Source organism: Methanolobus sp. WCC5 (assembly GCF_045690325.1).
GTDB lineage: Archaea > Halobacteriota > Methanosarcinia > Methanosarcinales > Methanosarcinaceae > Methanolobus.
Genome location: NZ_CP146981.1, coordinates 75,573 through 91,211, shown reverse-complemented (window position 1 = coordinate 91,211; position 15,639 = coordinate 75,573). Strand labels below are relative to the sequence as shown.

Sequence of the window (15,639 nt, the reverse complement as noted above, 5' to 3'; positions counted from 1 at the left end):
CTCGCAATGTTTTTATAGAACCACATACAGTTAGTTTCACTCATACACTAAGATAACATATTATATCATTGGAGGTCCGAAGTCATGGCAGGATATGGTAATCAGCCTATATATATTGTTGATCCGAGCAAACAGCACACAACAGGAAAGGACGCATTGTCAGTGAATATCGCTTCTGCAAAAGCGGTTGCAGGTATTGTCAGAACAACTCTTGGCCCAAAAGGCATGGACAAGATGCTTGTTAATATCATGGGTGACATAACCCTCACTAACGACGGTGCGACAATCCTTGAGGAAATGGATATCGAGCACCCGACTGCAAAGATGATAGTTGAGGTCGCAAAAACCCAGGAGAAGATAGCAGGTGACGGGACAACCAGTGCAGTGGTCATGGCAGGTGCCCTTCTTGAAAAAGCCCAGAAGCTTGTAGAATCAGGTGTACACCCCACAGTTATTGTCAAAGGCTATACCATGGCAAATGAGAAGGCATTACAGGTGCTCAATGATTATGCCATTACCGTGGACAGGAAGGACAGGGAGATGCTTGAGAGAATAGCAAGTACCTCTATCACTGGAAAGGCATCGGAGATGGCCGGGAATCATCTTGCAAAGATCTGCGTGGATGCTATCTACGCTATCGACAACAATGGTGTTGTCAACGTCGATGAAGATATTGTCATTGCAAAGGAAGTGGGTGGCACAGTACATGACACCGAACTTATAAACGGCATAGCTATCAGGAAAGAAGCCCTTCACAGCGAGATGCCACGTCGCATAGAAAATGCAAAGATAGCCCTTATTGACACCGAACTCTCATTTTCACAGACCAGTACCAAATCCAAGCTTCAGGTTGACCGCGCCGAACAGCTGGCCGACTTCAAGGAGAAGGAAAAGGCAAATTTCAGGGCGATCATACAGAAGATCATTGACACTGGAGCCAATGCAGTATTCTGCTCCAAGAAAATGGAAGATTATGCACTTCATTTCTTCAAGGAAGCAAACATATATGCTACAAGACGTGTCAAAGACGAGGACATGAATATCCTTTCCCACTCTACCGGTGCATCCCTTGTAAGGAACGTCAACGAGATAACTGCAGATGACCTGGGATTTGCAGAACTCGTTGAACAGGAAGATGAACATGAGGAAAAGACCTACATCAAGGGATTCAGGGAATCCAGGACCATGACCATTCTCATAAAGGGTGGTTCTGAGCACGTGACCGACAATGTTGAGCGTGTTTTCGATGATGCGCTCCATGTGGTCAAAGTCGTGTTCGAGGATGGGAAAATCGTACCTGGCGGAGGGGCATCTGAGATAGAGGTCGCACAGGCCCTGCACAACTATGCCTCATCTGTACAGGGACGTGAGCAGTTAGCAATATTGGCGTTTGCAGAAGCTGTTGAAGAGATCCCAAAGGCCATCGCAGAGAACTGTGGATTCGATGCTATTGACAAACTCATAGACCTGCGATCAAAACACGCTACAGTCAAAAATGCAGGCCTTGACATTGAAACCGGCAACATTGTCGATATGCTTGAAAAAGGTATCGTAGATCCCCTGAGGGTCAAGACCCAGGCCATCAAGTCAGCATCAGAAGCAGCAAAAATGGTCTTGCGTGTGGATGACATGCTCCGTGCCAGGAGACAGGAAATGATGGATGTGGATCCTGAACACAATATCCACAACTATGATATGTAAATGATTTAAAGAGGTTACAGACCTCTTTTCTTTTACTCCTTTTTCTGCTTACTTTTTTTATATGCATACTCTCTGAGTTATATTTTTTATAATTACTGCAGATTGTAACAAAATCTCATATGAATCCCATAATTACAATCCATAATTACAATCCATCATGACAATAACAGAGGAGTACATGTTTATTAAAAAGCCATAAAAGATAATGCATATAACAGCATATATAATGAACAATATATGATATAGAATATATAATGAGATTATAGCTATCGCAACTCATCAGAAATCCCAGGAGAATGTTCCTTTCTGAAGATCATTAACCTCTGACCCACTATTACTGTTGTCCTTAACCAGCATGCCAGGCTATATTTCCTCATGGGATAAACCATAGAAGTTCCTGTAATCCTCAATAGCCTTTTGTGCCTGAAGTGGATACCTTTTGAGCATACAATCGAGGAAGTCCTCTTTTGAGGTGAACTCCTTCATTCTTTCCATTATCTTCATTGCATATTTTTTTGAAAGATTGTTATCTTTCTGTATCTCAAAGGTCAGGCAGAGCGCCTCCTGAGGGAAGTATTTCCTGCGAATGTAGGGTGAGACCGAGCCCAGAAGCACATCATTATCAAGTCTGCTGAAGGCAGGCACACCTATACGGTTCAGTCTTTCAGGTTCGGTAAGCTTTTTGAGATTTTCAGCAGAATAGGAATGGATCTCAATGTAGACTTCAGGTTTTAATTCCTCCACAGCTGCAATAATGGAGGTCCCGATTTCCGTAAAATATCTGTCATCAAGTGTTGAAATATAGTTACTCCTGTTCACAAGAGGAATAACTGCAAGTGTTCCGGTCTGCGGGGCCTCAATGTTTTCAAGGATATCAGATGTATCCTTCCATTCATCACCATGCAGACCTGCCACAAACAACCTGACAGGTTTTCCTTCTCCAAGTATCCTGTATGACATGTTGACCCTTTTACCTTTATTTGCCATCCACGGGCTTGCGTGCAATGATATATATCTCCTGTTTATCCGATCCCAGCACATTTATATTTTCCAGGCCCAGAGACTCGATCTTTTCTATTAGGGATCTATGGTTCTGTTTTTTCTCTGTCTTTATAACCTGAAGCAATTTTCCGTTATCTTTCAATAATGGAATCACTCTCTCAAGGGCTGCCAGTGAGTCCATTGGTTCAAGTGTCATGTCACTGAGGATAACATCCACCTTCTCCGGTGACATCTGCGCCAGTGGTATCCGGAACACATCCCCAAACATCACAGAGACATTGCCCTTTTCACTGATAACTTTAGCAAGTTCATTATCAAAGTCCCTGCTAAATTCCACACCCTTTACAGATGAAGCGATCTCAGATGCCATCATGAGGAATCCTCCTGCACTGGACCCCAGGTCAAGTACCAGGTCTCCCGGAGATATCAAACCGCTTGCATCCTGGATCCTTTTGAGCTTGAAGTAACCGCGGGGCATATCAAGTCCTTCATCCACATCAACCTCAGAATCAGTGATGATATCCTTTGAGGGCTTTTTGACAACGATACTGTCAACCCGCACATTTCCGTTGAGTATGGCAGTCTTGGCCCTTGCACGTGACTTAAAGAATCCTGTTTCAACAAGGTATGCATCCAGTCTCATGATTCAAGTAATAAGGAACCGGACTATATATAGTATCAGTTTCAAACTACAGGCAAATTTGCAGTAACTTAAGAAGCCGTCTATCAGGAGTGTATAATGCTACAAAGGTTCACATTACTTTTTCCCCTCTGGGCCATCATCATGTCAATGATAGCCTTTGCCTACCCTGCCTCCTTCTCCCCCTATAGCGCAGCTATAACTCCGTTGCTGGGAATTGTGATGTTTGGTATGGGGATCACTCTTACGGCAAAGGACTTTATGCTCGTGCTCAAAAGACCCCGGGTAATTGCTATCGGGACTGGCATGCAATACCTTCTGATGCCTTTTATTGCCTTTGCTCTTTCATTGATGCTAGACCTTCCTATGGAGATAATGGCCGGGCTTGTACTGCTGGGCTGCTGCCCGGGAGGAACTGCTTCCAATGTCATCTGCTATCTTGCAAAAGGTGATGTGGCCCTTTCGATAACACTTACATCTGTTTCTACCTTGCTGGCATTCATACTGACCCCGGCACTGACCTGGCTCTACATAGGACAGGCAGTACATGTGGAGATAGGGAGCATGATGGTCAGCATCATAAAGATCGTAATCATTCCGGTAGCATTTGGCATAGTAGTGAACACACTTTACCATAAATATGTTGACAGGTTAAGGAATGCATTCCCGGCTCTGTCGGTAACTGCTATCGTATTTATCATTGCCATAATTATTGCAATTAACAAGGATAACATCCTGATCGCCGGAAAACTGGTTGCCGTGGCAGTCATTTTCCATAATGGCCTGGGCTTTGCCGGAGGATATTTCCTTTCAAAGGCTCTCGGACTTGATGAAATTGATGCAAGGACTCTGGCAATTGAAGTCGGGATGCAGAACTCGGGCTTGAGTGTAGCTCTTGCTGTAAAGTATTTCGCACCCCTGGCTGCCCTCCCAGGTGCCCTGTTCAGTATATGGCACAACATCATGGGTTCGGTACTGGCTGCATACTGGTCATCAGATAGGGAGAAAAAAGGTTTATAGAATGCATACCGATGCTTTGCTCAAACGGTGATGATTTGTTAAAGGCAATAATATTCGATATGGATGGTGTGCTGGTTGATTCGATGTCAGATCATGCGGAAGCTGTACAGCATATCTTTGATGAGATAGGGGTTGAGATGGATAAGCAGGACATCTTTGAGAGGGAAGGAGAAAGAACCGTTGACATCATGAGGTTCCTGCTTGAGAAGGGAAGCGAAGATGCATCCGGATTTGACATCCCGGATATCGTTGAGAGATATATTGCGGAATTCAACAGGATAGCGGAATTCAGGGTTTTTGAAGGGATGAAGGAGTGTCTCTTATATCTTAAGGATAAATTCGACCTTGCTGTAGTCTCAGGCTCTGACAGGCCGATAGTGCAGGATATAATCCGGTCCGAATATCCGGGGATATTCAGAGGACTTGTCACAGCAGATGATGTCCAGCGTGGAAAACCTGAACCTGATCCATATCTTAAAGCCATAGAAATGCTTGGTATTTCAAGCCATGAAGCCATTGTGATCGAAAATGCCCCCATGGGCGTTGAGGCCGCAAAAAGGGCGGGTTTGTGCTGCGTAGCAGTACCAACATACCTTGATCCCGGGAAATTCCATCAGGCAGACATTGTCATAGAGGACCACAAGCGCCTGATAGAATTCCTGCTCGGACTTGAACACTCATACAACTGTAATCATTCGGCAAAATCATAGTTGCATTTTATCCCGGTCTCATCGGAGCACAAATTGCATGACACACATTTTGCCACATCTGTTTCACCGCTCCTTATCTTTACAACAAGGTCCGGTTCACATATAAGCGGCCGGCACAGGGATATCATGTCTGCATAATCCTCTGCAAGCATCTTTTCCATAACAGCTCTTGAACGTATTCCTCCCACAAGGATCACCGGAATGTTCACAGCTTCCTTTATCATTTTAGAGTAGTCCCTGTAATAGGCTTCTTCCTCCGGTCTGTCTATCTTTGTCCTGAACAGCTCATCCCCGGCCTCAGCGATACCGCCACTTACCTCGATGGCACAGACACCGTTTGCAGCAAGTATCTTTGCTATCTCAATACATTCCGGAGAATCGAGGACATTCTTCCTTCCCGGAGGGAAACCATCGGTTGCATTCAGTTTTACAAGAATGGGAAATTCCTCACCGATCATTTCCCGTATACGTGTAATGATATCTGTAATTATCCGGGTCCTCTTCTCTGTGGAACCGCCCCACCTGTCCTTACGTCTGTTGGTGTAGGGGGAAATAAAATTGCTGAGCAAAAAACCGTGGGCACAATGCAACTGAACCCCGTCAAAACCCGCTTCCTTTGCCCGTCTTGCAGCATTGGCAAAGTCCTCTATCGTATTGAGTATCTCTGCTTCTGTCATTTCCTCAGGAGTTATTCCGCTTGTGGTGATGGTCACCGCAGATGGTGCAAGCATAATTGGGTTTTGGGCACTGAGCATGGTCTGCCTGCCGCCATGTACTATCTGCATCACAATCTTGCTTTTGTGCCTGTGTACCCTTGAGACTATCTTTTTGTAAGGCCCTATGAACCTGTCATCATAGATACCCTGCTGCAGATGGTCGCTTTTACCTTTCGGATTGACGTATGCATATCCTGTGATTATGAGCCCCACTTCATTGCGCGCAAGCTCTTCATAAAGGTCACCTATCCTGTCAGTTGGCGTGCCATCAGGTTCTGCCATCCACTCATGTGTTGCAGAGCGCACAAAACGGTTCGGTACATCAATATTCCCCAGTCTTATCGGTTTGAACAACATACAGGAATATTAAGGCAGCTGGCTTATATGTTTTTCTTAGGCTCATGCATACGCGGACTCTTCTATCTCTTCCTTCAAAGCCTCATTGTTGATCCTGTAGATAAGCATCGATATGAACAGCAGCATAAATGCCAGCATATTGACTGCCAGTGTAAGCTGCAGTGAACTGCCTTCAAGACCTCCGCCGCTGCTTCCGTATGAAGAACCGCCAAACATCAGCGGGTGATTTGATCGCCACAGGCGTATCGAGAAAAAACTTAAGGGAACTGAAAGGAAACCCAGCACCCCGAAGACAGCCGCAAGGCGCGCTCTTTTCTCAGGATCCTCAATTGCCTGGCGAAGCATCAGGTAGGCAAGGTATACAAGGAAGAGTGCAAGTGATGTCGTAAGCCTTGGCTCCCATATCCAGTACCAGCCCCATGCAGCTTTTGCCCAGATGGAACCTGTGACAAGGACAAGGAAAGCAAATACAACACCCACCTCAGCTGCAGAGTGGGCAGTGATATCCCATATCCTGCTGTTACCTTTAAGCTGCATGATACTTGCGATGAATACCAATGTGAACGCCAGGTAGGCCACAATTGCTATGGGCATGTGGAAATAGAATATGTTGAAACTGCTGTCAAGTATCTCACCGGCATTCCCTTTCATAGGTGGCAGGTAGAAAAAGATCATCCATATTGAAATTAACATGACAGGTGCCGTGATAGCGGCAATTATCCTTTCTTTATTCCTGTTTATCAGCATATTTGTTCCTCTGCCTTATTGTGACTGCCTGTTTAAATGTTTTTCACAAGGCTGTTCATCTGGACTGCACAATACCGGGACCATGATAGTTCTGTTCCCCGCTAAAAACAGGCAGAAGCCTTCAGTATCTTTCCGTCTGCTTCAGTCTGCTATAGTGTATTCAAAGACCAGTTGTCCGACAACAAGGAAGATCAGGTCATATACGAGGAGCAGGCGAAGTTCGGTCATTATATTAGCAATGTTCCCGTCTGCAAGGATCTTTCCGGTTGCCATGACCGCAGGGATAATTACCGGAATGATAAGCGGCAACAGGAGCACTGGGAGCATGATCTCCCTTGTTCTGGTACTGACCGTGAGTGCTGAAAGCAGGGTGCCCACGCTCATGAAACCCACAGTTCCAAGAAAGATGACCACTGCAAGCCCGAAGATGCCGGTTATACTGTAATTGAACAGTACGATGAATATCGGGATTGTCAGTAATTCAACGACAAACATCAATAATGCTCCCGATATTGTCTTTCCGGTATAGATAGAGCTCCTGTCAATGGGTGAGAGCTTCAGGCCTTCCAGGCATCCGTTCTCCATCTCCCCTGCAAAGGCACGCGAGAGTCCAAGAGTGCCTGCAAAGGTGAAAGCTATCCAGAGCACACCGGGGGCAAGTTGTGCGACCATCTCCGGCCGGCCCAGCAGCTCACCAAAGGAGATGCTGAATATCACAATTACAACCATTGAGAAGATAAGCATGGAATTGAGCATCTGCTTGGTACGGAACTCAGTCCTCAGGTCCTTTGCTGCAATATGGATGCTTTTTATCATAGGTATCACGCTGCATTCACTGCCTTAATAATTGCTCATGCCTTCTTCATCGATATCCCTTTCTACTATGGAAAGATACTCCTGCCTGAATCCCGGGGCACTGGAGATATCCTTTTTCATTTTATCAAAGCGTATCTCCCCTCTGTCCATTATAAGCATGCGATCACACAGCTCAAAAGCCCTTTCAATATTATGGGTGATCATTATCCTGGTAACTTCAGAACTTCCGGTGTTCATAAGGACACGCTCGAAATTCTCAGCAGCCTGCTGGTCAAGTCCTGTATATGGTTCGTCCATCAGCAATATTGCCGGACTGTGCAGTAAAGCCCTTGCGATGGAAAGTCGCTGTTTCATCCCCCTTGAGAAAGAGCCGACCCTCTCATCAGCACGGTTGTAGAGTTTGACATTTTTGAGGAGTTTACCCACCTGCTCTTCCATAACGCTTTTTTCCATACCATAGATACGTGAGAAGAACAAAAGGTTCTCCTTTGCAGTAAGATCATCATAAAGGTAGGTCTCATGGGATATTGCACCTATCATTCCTCTTATACCGTTGGGATCTTTTTTGCTGTCTATCCCATCAATGGATACAGAACCCCTTGTTGGTTCGGTTACAGTTGATATTATCTTCATAAGAGTGGTCTTACCTGCCCCGTTGGGACCAAAGATGGCAACGAATTCACCTTTCTGTATCTTCAGATCGATATCGTTCAGTGCCCTGCGCATACCAAAACTCTTTGAAAGACCGGTAATTGAAATGATAGGATCCATTGGGGTTATATTTACGGCTTATATAGATTAACGTTTTGTCCCGATCACAGGATGCTCTGCGGAATATTCAAAAAGATAAAACATAAAAGAACATGAACTGAGGACATATGGCAAGAATCTGTTTTAAGGCTCATCTCTCAAAGGCTGGTCCGCCAACATCTGCATTATTGCTGTACCCTACGCTTTCCCAGTATCCTTTATATGATTCGTCTGTGAGCTCTATGGAAGTTATCCATTTTGCCCACTTGTATCCATATTTGCCTTCTGCTACAAGCTGAAGAGGAAAACCCCGGTCTGCCGGTAGTGTTACATCGTTGATCCTGTAAGCCAGCATTATATCGTTTTCAACAAGGTAGTCAAGATCAAGTCCGGTTGAATAACCGTCAGCCGAATAGAATATCACAGTAGTGGCTGCGCTGTCGACTCCTGTCTCATTGAACAAAGTGTTAAGCGATACACCCGTCCATTTCGCATCAAAACCCCAGCCTTCAACACAGTCCAGACGAACGAACCTGGTAACAGAAGGATAAGCCAGTAGCCTGTCATAGCTCAGATTAACAGGCCTGTCAACCAATCCATATATATGCAGTTCATATGAATCCCTGTCTATATACTGGGTACCCTCTATGGCATTGTTGCGCTGTTTAGAAATGGGAGTAAGCATCTTCCCCTCAAACTCACTTGTCTCCCCGGAGATATTGGCAGTATGTTGCTGATCTTCGATGCAGCCACAACCAGGTACCAGTATAAAAAGCATAAAGATGAGGGTAATCAACACAGCAGTTCCCGGAATGTTAACAAACATGAGACGACTTCCCTTCTTTTTTCCAGTGAGAGATCTTTTTCAGTGACCTTACGGAATCTTGTCCGTTTTATTTTGTTCCGGTTCATTTGATAATGGCCAGCAGTTCAAGGCCCTTATCACTGAGAAAATACTTATCTTCGATGATGTTGAGAAATTCACCGTTTATCAGAAATTCAGTGTGGTATTTGAACACCTTCTCATCAAGTTCTGTCCTTTCAAGGAGTTCGGCCTTCATAGCCCCGAAAGCACCAATTTCCTTGATCAGTTGCCGTCTTATGGGATGAGAGGCTGCTTTATGGGCAAGTTCATGTTCGGTTTTTACGCGCTCCCTTTCAGAAGGTCTTGCACACATCATATTATCCAGATCATCATCCAGCATTATCCTGCTCCTCCTTTAATTGTGTATGAGAGCATAGTATTAAAAGTATTGTGGCAAAAGTGAATGGAATATGAGAATATATAAGAACCCTGAAGTGAAGAATAGAAATGAAATCCCAAAACCCAAAAATAAGATCATATGTTTGCTTTCACTGATCAAATGTAAATGATTTTTAAGTGAAATATAAATGCTGGCATTTTGAAAGCAAACAAGTTATTAATGCAAGAGGGTGCATTATCTGAGGGGATCGTTGAAGCCAGCATTTATATTAATGTGATCAAGCCACTGCGTCACCAGTACGGGGAACATGTTTTACCTCGATTTCAGGTTTATTCTGTGACTCTCTTGCTATTATACCAGGGTCGGCAGGCAGGAATCTAAGCCTTCCATCCTGATATCTCATGGGCGAGCCAATTGCCTTATAATATTCATTCTTCAGGCTTTGTATGGCCGCTACCACGGTTTCATTATCGTATTTCGAACTACCAAGGTTTGCAAAAGCCACTCCAAGCAACACATTGTTAGCATGAAGAGCAAGATGCAGATTCCATGTATCCTTGTTAACAAATTCATGGACTTTGATATCCATAACCATATTACTTTCATTTTCCCTCAAGATCACAATCTCCTTGCAATTGATTGCAATTGATAGTTATCGTGAACTCGTATATAAGGAGTTTGTAGGTATTTTTAGAAAGATGTACAGAAATAAAAATAGCATGTACTCAATATGGGACTCCGTGTTCATACGATTATTCAAACAAGTTCATAGGCACTGATTTACCATTCTGGCCATGTCTTTTAAGATATACCTGATAACTTTCAGTATCTTTGTCGAAAATGAACACATACTCTGTGTTAAAGTATGCCCAGTATTGCGCATAAATATTCCTTGCATCACTAAGGGTTACTGTAATATCAGTATCAGAAGCCGACACATTATAGACCGGATAGTCCACTTCACCTGGCAGGCTTCCTTCATAAAGTATCCGGGTCCTTTGAATGTAATCTGTGTATTCACTTTTGTTATCCGGGTATTTTGGGACGAATGTCTCCTTTTCGATACCTTCCCAGTAGCTAAAAGTAAATACCCGGTAATGGGTGTCATTGTATGAATATGCAGACAGGAACCTTCCAGGTGATATGGGGTAGGAATCCTGATAATCCACATCAACGCCATCGGTGTTTTCAACATGGTTTATGAGAACTGCTTTTGCAACAGGGTTTAACAAACACCATATTGTGAACACAATAAGAAGATTCCTGTAAAGTGTTCTGTGTTTTCCTGTTGAAATCCCATGGAACCAGTTATTGCTGTCCTTCAAAAACCCGTTGAATCTTTTGATTCCTGTAAAACCATTGTTCCTGTTGCTTCTGGCATGCTCTGCCAGAATATAGATTATAGGTATGAAAGAAATAATTGTGACAACCGGATCGAAAAAATCAATTGCTCCTATAGTGGAAGCTTCGGTGACGAAAGGAAAGAAAGGCCTCATCTTCCAGCTTGTGACATAGTCAAGGTATATATGACTGAATAATGCAGCACCTGAAGCTATTGTCAATTTAAGGTCTTTTTCTTTGAAACCTATGTATGCGGTCACAATTAATGCAAAAAGGACTGAGTGCATGAACTCACGATGCCCCATTAGATAGAAAAAAGTGTTGTAGGACTGATGGGTCAGGTCCTGATCGATAGCGAGCAACAGAGCACTCAGTATGAAATCAAGGTCGGGAAGTATTGCCATGAAGGCAACTATCCGGACCTGCCTGTTGTTCAGCCCTGCGGCTGAGGCTATCAAAAGACCGATTCCCAGGTGAGAAAGGGTATTTACCATGCTAGCTCCTTTGTGAAGAGATCTGAAGAGATCGAGATCATGAGGAAGTGTGGATGTTCATTTGAGTGTTTTGAAGAGGATTATTAAGTACCCATCAATATTTTCCAAGCATCTTTGCAACAAGCCTGTGGAATCCGTGAATACTTGCATTGCTGCCAAGATACATCATAGGGCATCTTCCGGTCATGATTTTCAAGCCTGGTTCGTATTCAAGATGCCTGACATCACATGTATCGGTCTTCCAGTGAACCCAGTAATCAGATATCCCACGTTCCGCAAGTTCCCTTATGACCACAGCAGGCTCTTTTTTAGTGATACCCATGACAACATTCCTTACACCGGCAGGTACAGATACGATCTCTTGTATGGACCCTTCTGCCGGTTTTTCAGAGTAGTCAAGCACATGGACAGTTTTTCCCCTTTTCCTGAGCTCATCTATAGTCCATTTAATAGCTGGTTTGCTGCCATCTGTCACAATAAGAAAGTTATCCCTTTCCCAGAATTCTTCCTGTTTCATTGCCATGCTATCCCTCTAATGCATATTGCTCTGAAGGTTTGTACTTCATCGTATATGAGAGCTTTTGAAAGATATATGCATACGCTACAGAATAAGGACAGCCCGAGCTAAGAGATGCTTCTTCACAAAAAAGAACAATGAAAAATAAAAGAAGTAAGGTTATTCCTTACTCATCCTTTTTTCTCTGGAAGAAAAATGCCAATCCAATAATTGCAGCTATGGGCAAAGCAATTGTCGGGAATTCGGGAATCTCCTGATGCGGAGTATCTGCAGTCACTTTTATGTCAAGGAAACTCGCAACGCCACGATCCCTTCCACGCACAGCGATAAGGTTTGTTCCCGCGTTCAACAGGTCGTCATCGGCCTGGAACTCAAAGCTGTTCCAGCTTGGACAACCCTCATGAACCTGCAATCCGCCGGAAATGTCCACTCCGTTAACGAATACCTGAACATCGTTGTCAATGGCAACAAAGACCTTCAGGTTGCTTGCACCTGCCGGCAGATAGAATTCTTTCCTGACAAGTATATCGGAGTTCAATGCCCATTCAGTACTGACATAATCAGAACTGGTAAGCAGACAGCCGGAGTAAATTGAACCAAAACCAGCATCTCCTGTCAGGAAATTGGAGTCATCAAAGTCCGTAAGCTCAAAACCAGTACCTTCTCCCTGATCCACGACCATATATCTGTACTCGGAATCACCGTAAGGGATTATGACCATGTTGTCCGACTCTGCGACAGCTGTGATCGACATGGTCGCTGCAAGCAGAAATATGCTTACAATAGAGAGAATAAAGATTCTCTTAATAGAATTGAATCCTGTTTTCATTTTGTACCACCAATTCAGAACAGATGCCTGAAAAGAATGCACTTTATGTCCTGGTGCTGCTTCCTTTCTTTCATCTGACTATTTTCAACAGTTTACACTTAGTAAAGATGGTATATAAAACTTGTGATATTGTGCACCATTAAAAATTAGTTAGTATGATATAATTATAGATGTGCATATGGACCTTATTAGAAAACATGCTCAAGCGATAGGTTCTGATTTCAGGTCAAATTACAGATACTGTATTTATTGTTATGTCATATTCTTGTTTTGTGCAGCTATAAAAAACCGGGACATATTCATTCAAATATCCTGCCCAGGTCATTAAGATCCAGCTTTACATCGAATTCTTTCAGCCTGAAGAATTTCTTTGCCCTGTTATCATTATCTTCAAGACGAAGATCACTTTCAACAAACCCTGCACTTTCCAGTCTCTTCAGGTGCAACTGCACCACCTGCCTGGAAAGATCCAGGTCCTTTGCCAGATCATATATGTATCGCTCTCTTTCTGAGAGCAGATATAGTAGCTTCAACCTTACAGGATGTGAAATAGCTTCTCCGATGGTAATTATCTGCTGAAGTGTCTTTGTCATCCGGGAACCTGCTATTATATTGGCTATTATATTTACTATTATATTGTTATTTTCCGGCTTTTGTTGATTGTGTTGCTTTATAGGGATTCAGATATCATCAAGCTTCTCTTTTATATCCCGGACCATTTGTTTGATGTCCTCGACATCCTTTTCCAGCCTTGCAAGACGTTCATTATTAACAGATGAACCGGAACCGGCCCTGTTTAGAAGTGTTACAGCCACCCAGACAACTACCAGTATGAGTATGATGTTCAAAAGAAGACCCAAAAGCATAGAACCGGTGTTATAACCATACATCATCATTCTGATTTTCACCCTTGAATATCATATTTTAATATTTTTAATAAAGAGTATATGGGAAGGGTGTATTATTAGTTTTCGACATTCCTTCCCTATCTGATCATTGAGGGTCTGATCATTGAATAGTTTTAAAAAGTACCTGCAAATATATGAACGACCGGTAATGAACGATCAGTACCTGTAAGTTCCGCCACATCCTGCATAGCCACTGTCACGCATCATGCCTCGTCCACTATTATAATACTGACCCCGATATGCAGAAACTGCATACAGGTCAACAATGACATCACCTGTATATGCATCTATGCGCCCCTGCTTGAGAATTCCTTCGTCATCCATGTAACTGAATACCCACCATCTGCCCATCTGGTAAACATCAGAACCTATTATCTCCTGTCCTGTCGCATCTGCTGCTATATCGATAGCCTCATCAATGGTGGTGACTGCAGGTTCAATAACGTTTACCCCTTCAGATGCATATGTACATGCATATGTACCATAGACAGGACAGTTAGCATAGCCATATCCATTGGAATATCCAATTCTGCTGACTGCCCATTTGTGCATCTGTCCAAAGAAAGTGGTATCATCCTGCTCAACCACTGCCCCATTTACAATTCCTATCCCTGCTATAGCTGCAATGAGCATACCTGCAAGAAGTATTGACGTTGTTCGTTTCATATTTGCACCTTCATAACATACCGGAAAAATATACCTGCATATGTAGTCTTAACACTACATATGTATGATAGTGTCATATATAAAGTTTGGGAAGAACATCTGAAAAATAGCGATTTTCAGCAGTCGCAATAAAAGACAGCCGGTAAAATCGTTTCGAAGTACATTACGTCAAAATCATTTGTAATCCTGCAAAATGCTCAGAACAACTTGAGCCTCTTCCCGATACCTAGCTCAACGGCCCTCATATAGACCATATTGGCAGTCACAAGATCCTGAATCGCAAGTCCGGTGGAATCGAAAATAGTAATATCATCATCCGATCGCCTTCCCTGTTTAATTCCTGCAATTACCTCACCAAGCTCTGCATGGATATCTGACTGTGAAATAATACCTGTTGAAAAAGGAACATTGATCTCACCCGAATGTGACGCCTGCACAATGTCATCCACGATTATAGTTGATCTTTTCAGCAGAGCAGGATCCAGTTCCTGCTTGCCTCTGGCATCGGCACCTATTGCATTGATATGGGTTCCTTCCCGGACCCATTCAGACATGACAAGAGGCTTGCGTACGGGAGTTGTGGTGATCAGGACATCACAGTCACAAACATCCCTGATACTATCCTTACTTGTAAAATCAGCATCTATAACCTGCTTCATGTCACTCTCAAAAGATGTGCAATGGGAGATATTCCTGCATGTCATCTTCACTTCTTCAATGTCCATGACCTTTGAAAGTGCAAGTAACTGTGTTCGGGCCTGTCCACCTGTACCGACCATGCCCACAACACGGGAATCATTCCGTGCGAGATATTTTGCAGCAACCCCTCCAGCAGCTCCTGTTCGCATATCCGTTATGTGGGTACCATCCATGACCGCCAGGGGAGCACCGGTTTGCGTAGAGTTGAGAACAATGACAGCCATCACGGTGGGAAGCCCTTTTTCCCTGTTATTGGTGTGCACATTGACTATTTTCACACCTGCGATATCCTGTTCTTCCATAAAAGATGGCATGGTACGCAGGTCCCCGTTGTGTTTATTGAAATACAGATAGGATTTGGGGGGCATCTGGACCTTCTTTAACCCATGTTCAAAAAAACCATGCTCTACCGCATCAAGTGTTAAAGACATATCAATAACACTTTTGACATCCGATTGTTCAAGCCAGAGAACATCCATTAAAAAACACTCCATAAAATATGTCCGGTAAGTTATAATTGA

19 protein-coding genes are annotated in these 15,639 nt (G+C 43.6%); 3 read left to right on the top strand and 16 right to left on the bottom strand.

Annotation, left to right across the window (positions count from 1 at the left end):
• Positions 1-84: 84 nt before the first annotated feature.
• A complete protein-coding gene (gene thsA / locus V7O64_RS00485) occupies positions 85-1,701 on the top strand; it encodes a thermosome subunit alpha (protein ID WP_407356077.1) in 1,617 nt (538 codons plus the stop codon).
• Between the two features lie 363 nt (positions 1,702-2,064).
• On the opposite strand, the gene V7O64_RS00480 is transcribed toward thsA, so the two are convergent.
• The gene (locus V7O64_RS00480) at positions 2,065-2,688 is read right to left on the bottom strand and encodes a DUF2119 domain-containing protein (RefSeq protein ID WP_407356076.1); all 624 of its coding nucleotides are present in this window, start codon (positions 2,686-2,688) and stop codon (positions 2,065-2,067) included.
• Positions 2,678-3,346 carry an SAM-dependent methyltransferase gene (locus tag V7O64_RS00475; RefSeq protein WP_407356075.1) on the bottom strand — a complete coding sequence of 223 codons (669 nt, stop codon included), beginning with the start codon at positions 3,344-3,346 and terminating at the stop codon, positions 2,678-2,680. The genes V7O64_RS00480 and V7O64_RS00475 overlap by 11 nt, the downstream gene beginning before the upstream one ends.
• A gap of 96 nt (positions 3,347-3,442) precedes the next feature.
• On the opposite strand from V7O64_RS00475, the gene V7O64_RS00470 reads away from it, so the two are divergent.
• Positions 3,443-4,363, top strand: a complete 921-nt coding sequence (locus V7O64_RS00470; protein WP_407356074.1) for a bile acid:sodium symporter family protein — start codon at positions 3,443-3,445, stop codon at positions 4,361-4,363.
• 35 nt (positions 4,364-4,398) lie between these two features.
• Positions 4,399-5,073, top strand: coding sequence for an HAD family hydrolase (locus V7O64_RS00465; protein ID WP_407356073.1), 675 nt, complete (start codon positions 4,399-4,401; stop codon positions 5,071-5,073).
• Here the strand turns inward: V7O64_RS00465 and V7O64_RS00460 are convergent.
• From V7O64_RS00460 to ala, 14 genes are all read right to left on the bottom strand, one after another.
• Positions 5,055-6,146 (bottom strand): NADH:flavin oxidoreductase, encoded by a 1,092-nt coding sequence (locus V7O64_RS00460; RefSeq protein ID WP_407356072.1) that lies wholly within the window; start codon positions 6,144-6,146, stop codon positions 5,055-5,057. The two genes, V7O64_RS00465 and V7O64_RS00460, sit on opposite strands and share 19 nt — an antisense overlap.
• A gap of 42 nt (positions 6,147-6,188) precedes the next feature.
• Positions 6,189-6,893: a cytochrome c biogenesis protein gene (locus V7O64_RS00455; protein ID WP_407356071.1), complete on the bottom strand. Its 705-nt coding sequence runs from the start codon at positions 6,891-6,893 to the stop codon at positions 6,189-6,191.
• A gap of 141 nt (positions 6,894-7,034) precedes the next feature.
• Positions 7,035-7,709, bottom strand: coding sequence for a heme exporter protein CcmB (locus tag V7O64_RS00450; RefSeq protein WP_407356070.1), 675 nt, complete (start codon positions 7,707-7,709; stop codon positions 7,035-7,037).
• Positions 7,710-7,733: 24 nt separating this feature from the next.
• Positions 7,734-8,480 (bottom strand): ABC transporter ATP-binding protein, encoded by a 747-nt coding sequence (locus V7O64_RS00445; RefSeq protein WP_407356069.1) that lies wholly within the window; start codon positions 8,478-8,480, stop codon positions 7,734-7,736.
• 130 nt (positions 8,481-8,610) lie between these two features.
• Positions 8,611-9,285 carry a molybdopterin-dependent oxidoreductase gene (locus V7O64_RS00440; RefSeq protein ID WP_407356068.1) on the bottom strand — a complete coding sequence of 225 codons (675 nt, stop codon included), beginning with the start codon at positions 9,283-9,285 and terminating at the stop codon, positions 8,611-8,613.
• An 82-nt stretch (positions 9,286-9,367) separates the two neighbouring features.
• The gene (locus V7O64_RS00435; RefSeq protein ID WP_407356067.1) at positions 9,368-9,664 is read right to left on the bottom strand and encodes a hypothetical protein; all 297 of its coding nucleotides are present in this window, start codon (positions 9,662-9,664) and stop codon (positions 9,368-9,370) included.
• Between the two features lie 277 nt (positions 9,665-9,941).
• Complete coding sequence (locus tag V7O64_RS00430; RefSeq protein WP_407356066.1) at positions 9,942-10,280, bottom strand: hypothetical protein; 339 nt, start codon at positions 10,278-10,280, stop codon at positions 9,942-9,944.
• A 136-nt stretch (positions 10,281-10,416) separates the two neighbouring features.
• A complete protein-coding gene (locus V7O64_RS00425) occupies positions 10,417-11,499 on the bottom strand; it encodes a metal-dependent hydrolase (protein ID WP_407356065.1) in 1,083 nt (360 codons plus the stop codon).
• Between the two features lie 94 nt (positions 11,500-11,593).
• Positions 11,594-12,022, bottom strand: coding sequence for a hypothetical protein (locus V7O64_RS00420; protein WP_407356064.1), 429 nt, complete (start codon positions 12,020-12,022; stop codon positions 11,594-11,596).
• 160 nt (positions 12,023-12,182) lie between these two features.
• The gene (locus V7O64_RS00415; RefSeq protein WP_407356063.1) at positions 12,183-12,845 is read right to left on the bottom strand and encodes a PEF-CTERM sorting domain-containing protein; all 663 of its coding nucleotides are present in this window, start codon (positions 12,843-12,845) and stop codon (positions 12,183-12,185) included.
• A 299-nt stretch (positions 12,846-13,144) separates the two neighbouring features.
• Positions 13,145-13,438 (bottom strand): ArsR/SmtB family transcription factor, encoded by a 294-nt coding sequence (locus tag V7O64_RS00410; RefSeq protein ID WP_407356062.1) that lies wholly within the window; start codon positions 13,436-13,438, stop codon positions 13,145-13,147.
• Positions 13,439-13,525: 87 nt separating this feature from the next.
• Entirely contained in the window at positions 13,526-13,741 is a 216-nt protein-coding gene (locus V7O64_RS00405) for a hypothetical protein (RefSeq protein WP_407356061.1), read from the bottom strand.
• A gap of 168 nt (positions 13,742-13,909) precedes the next feature.
• Entirely contained in the window at positions 13,910-14,419 is a 510-nt protein-coding gene (locus V7O64_RS00400; protein WP_407356060.1) for a hypothetical protein, read from the bottom strand.
• A 197-nt stretch (positions 14,420-14,616) separates the two neighbouring features.
• Positions 14,617-15,612 carry an alanine dehydrogenase gene (gene ala / locus V7O64_RS00395; RefSeq protein WP_407356059.1) on the bottom strand — a complete coding sequence of 332 codons (996 nt, stop codon included), beginning with the start codon at positions 15,610-15,612 and terminating at the stop codon, positions 14,617-14,619.
• Positions 15,613-15,639: the final 27 nt, after the last annotated feature.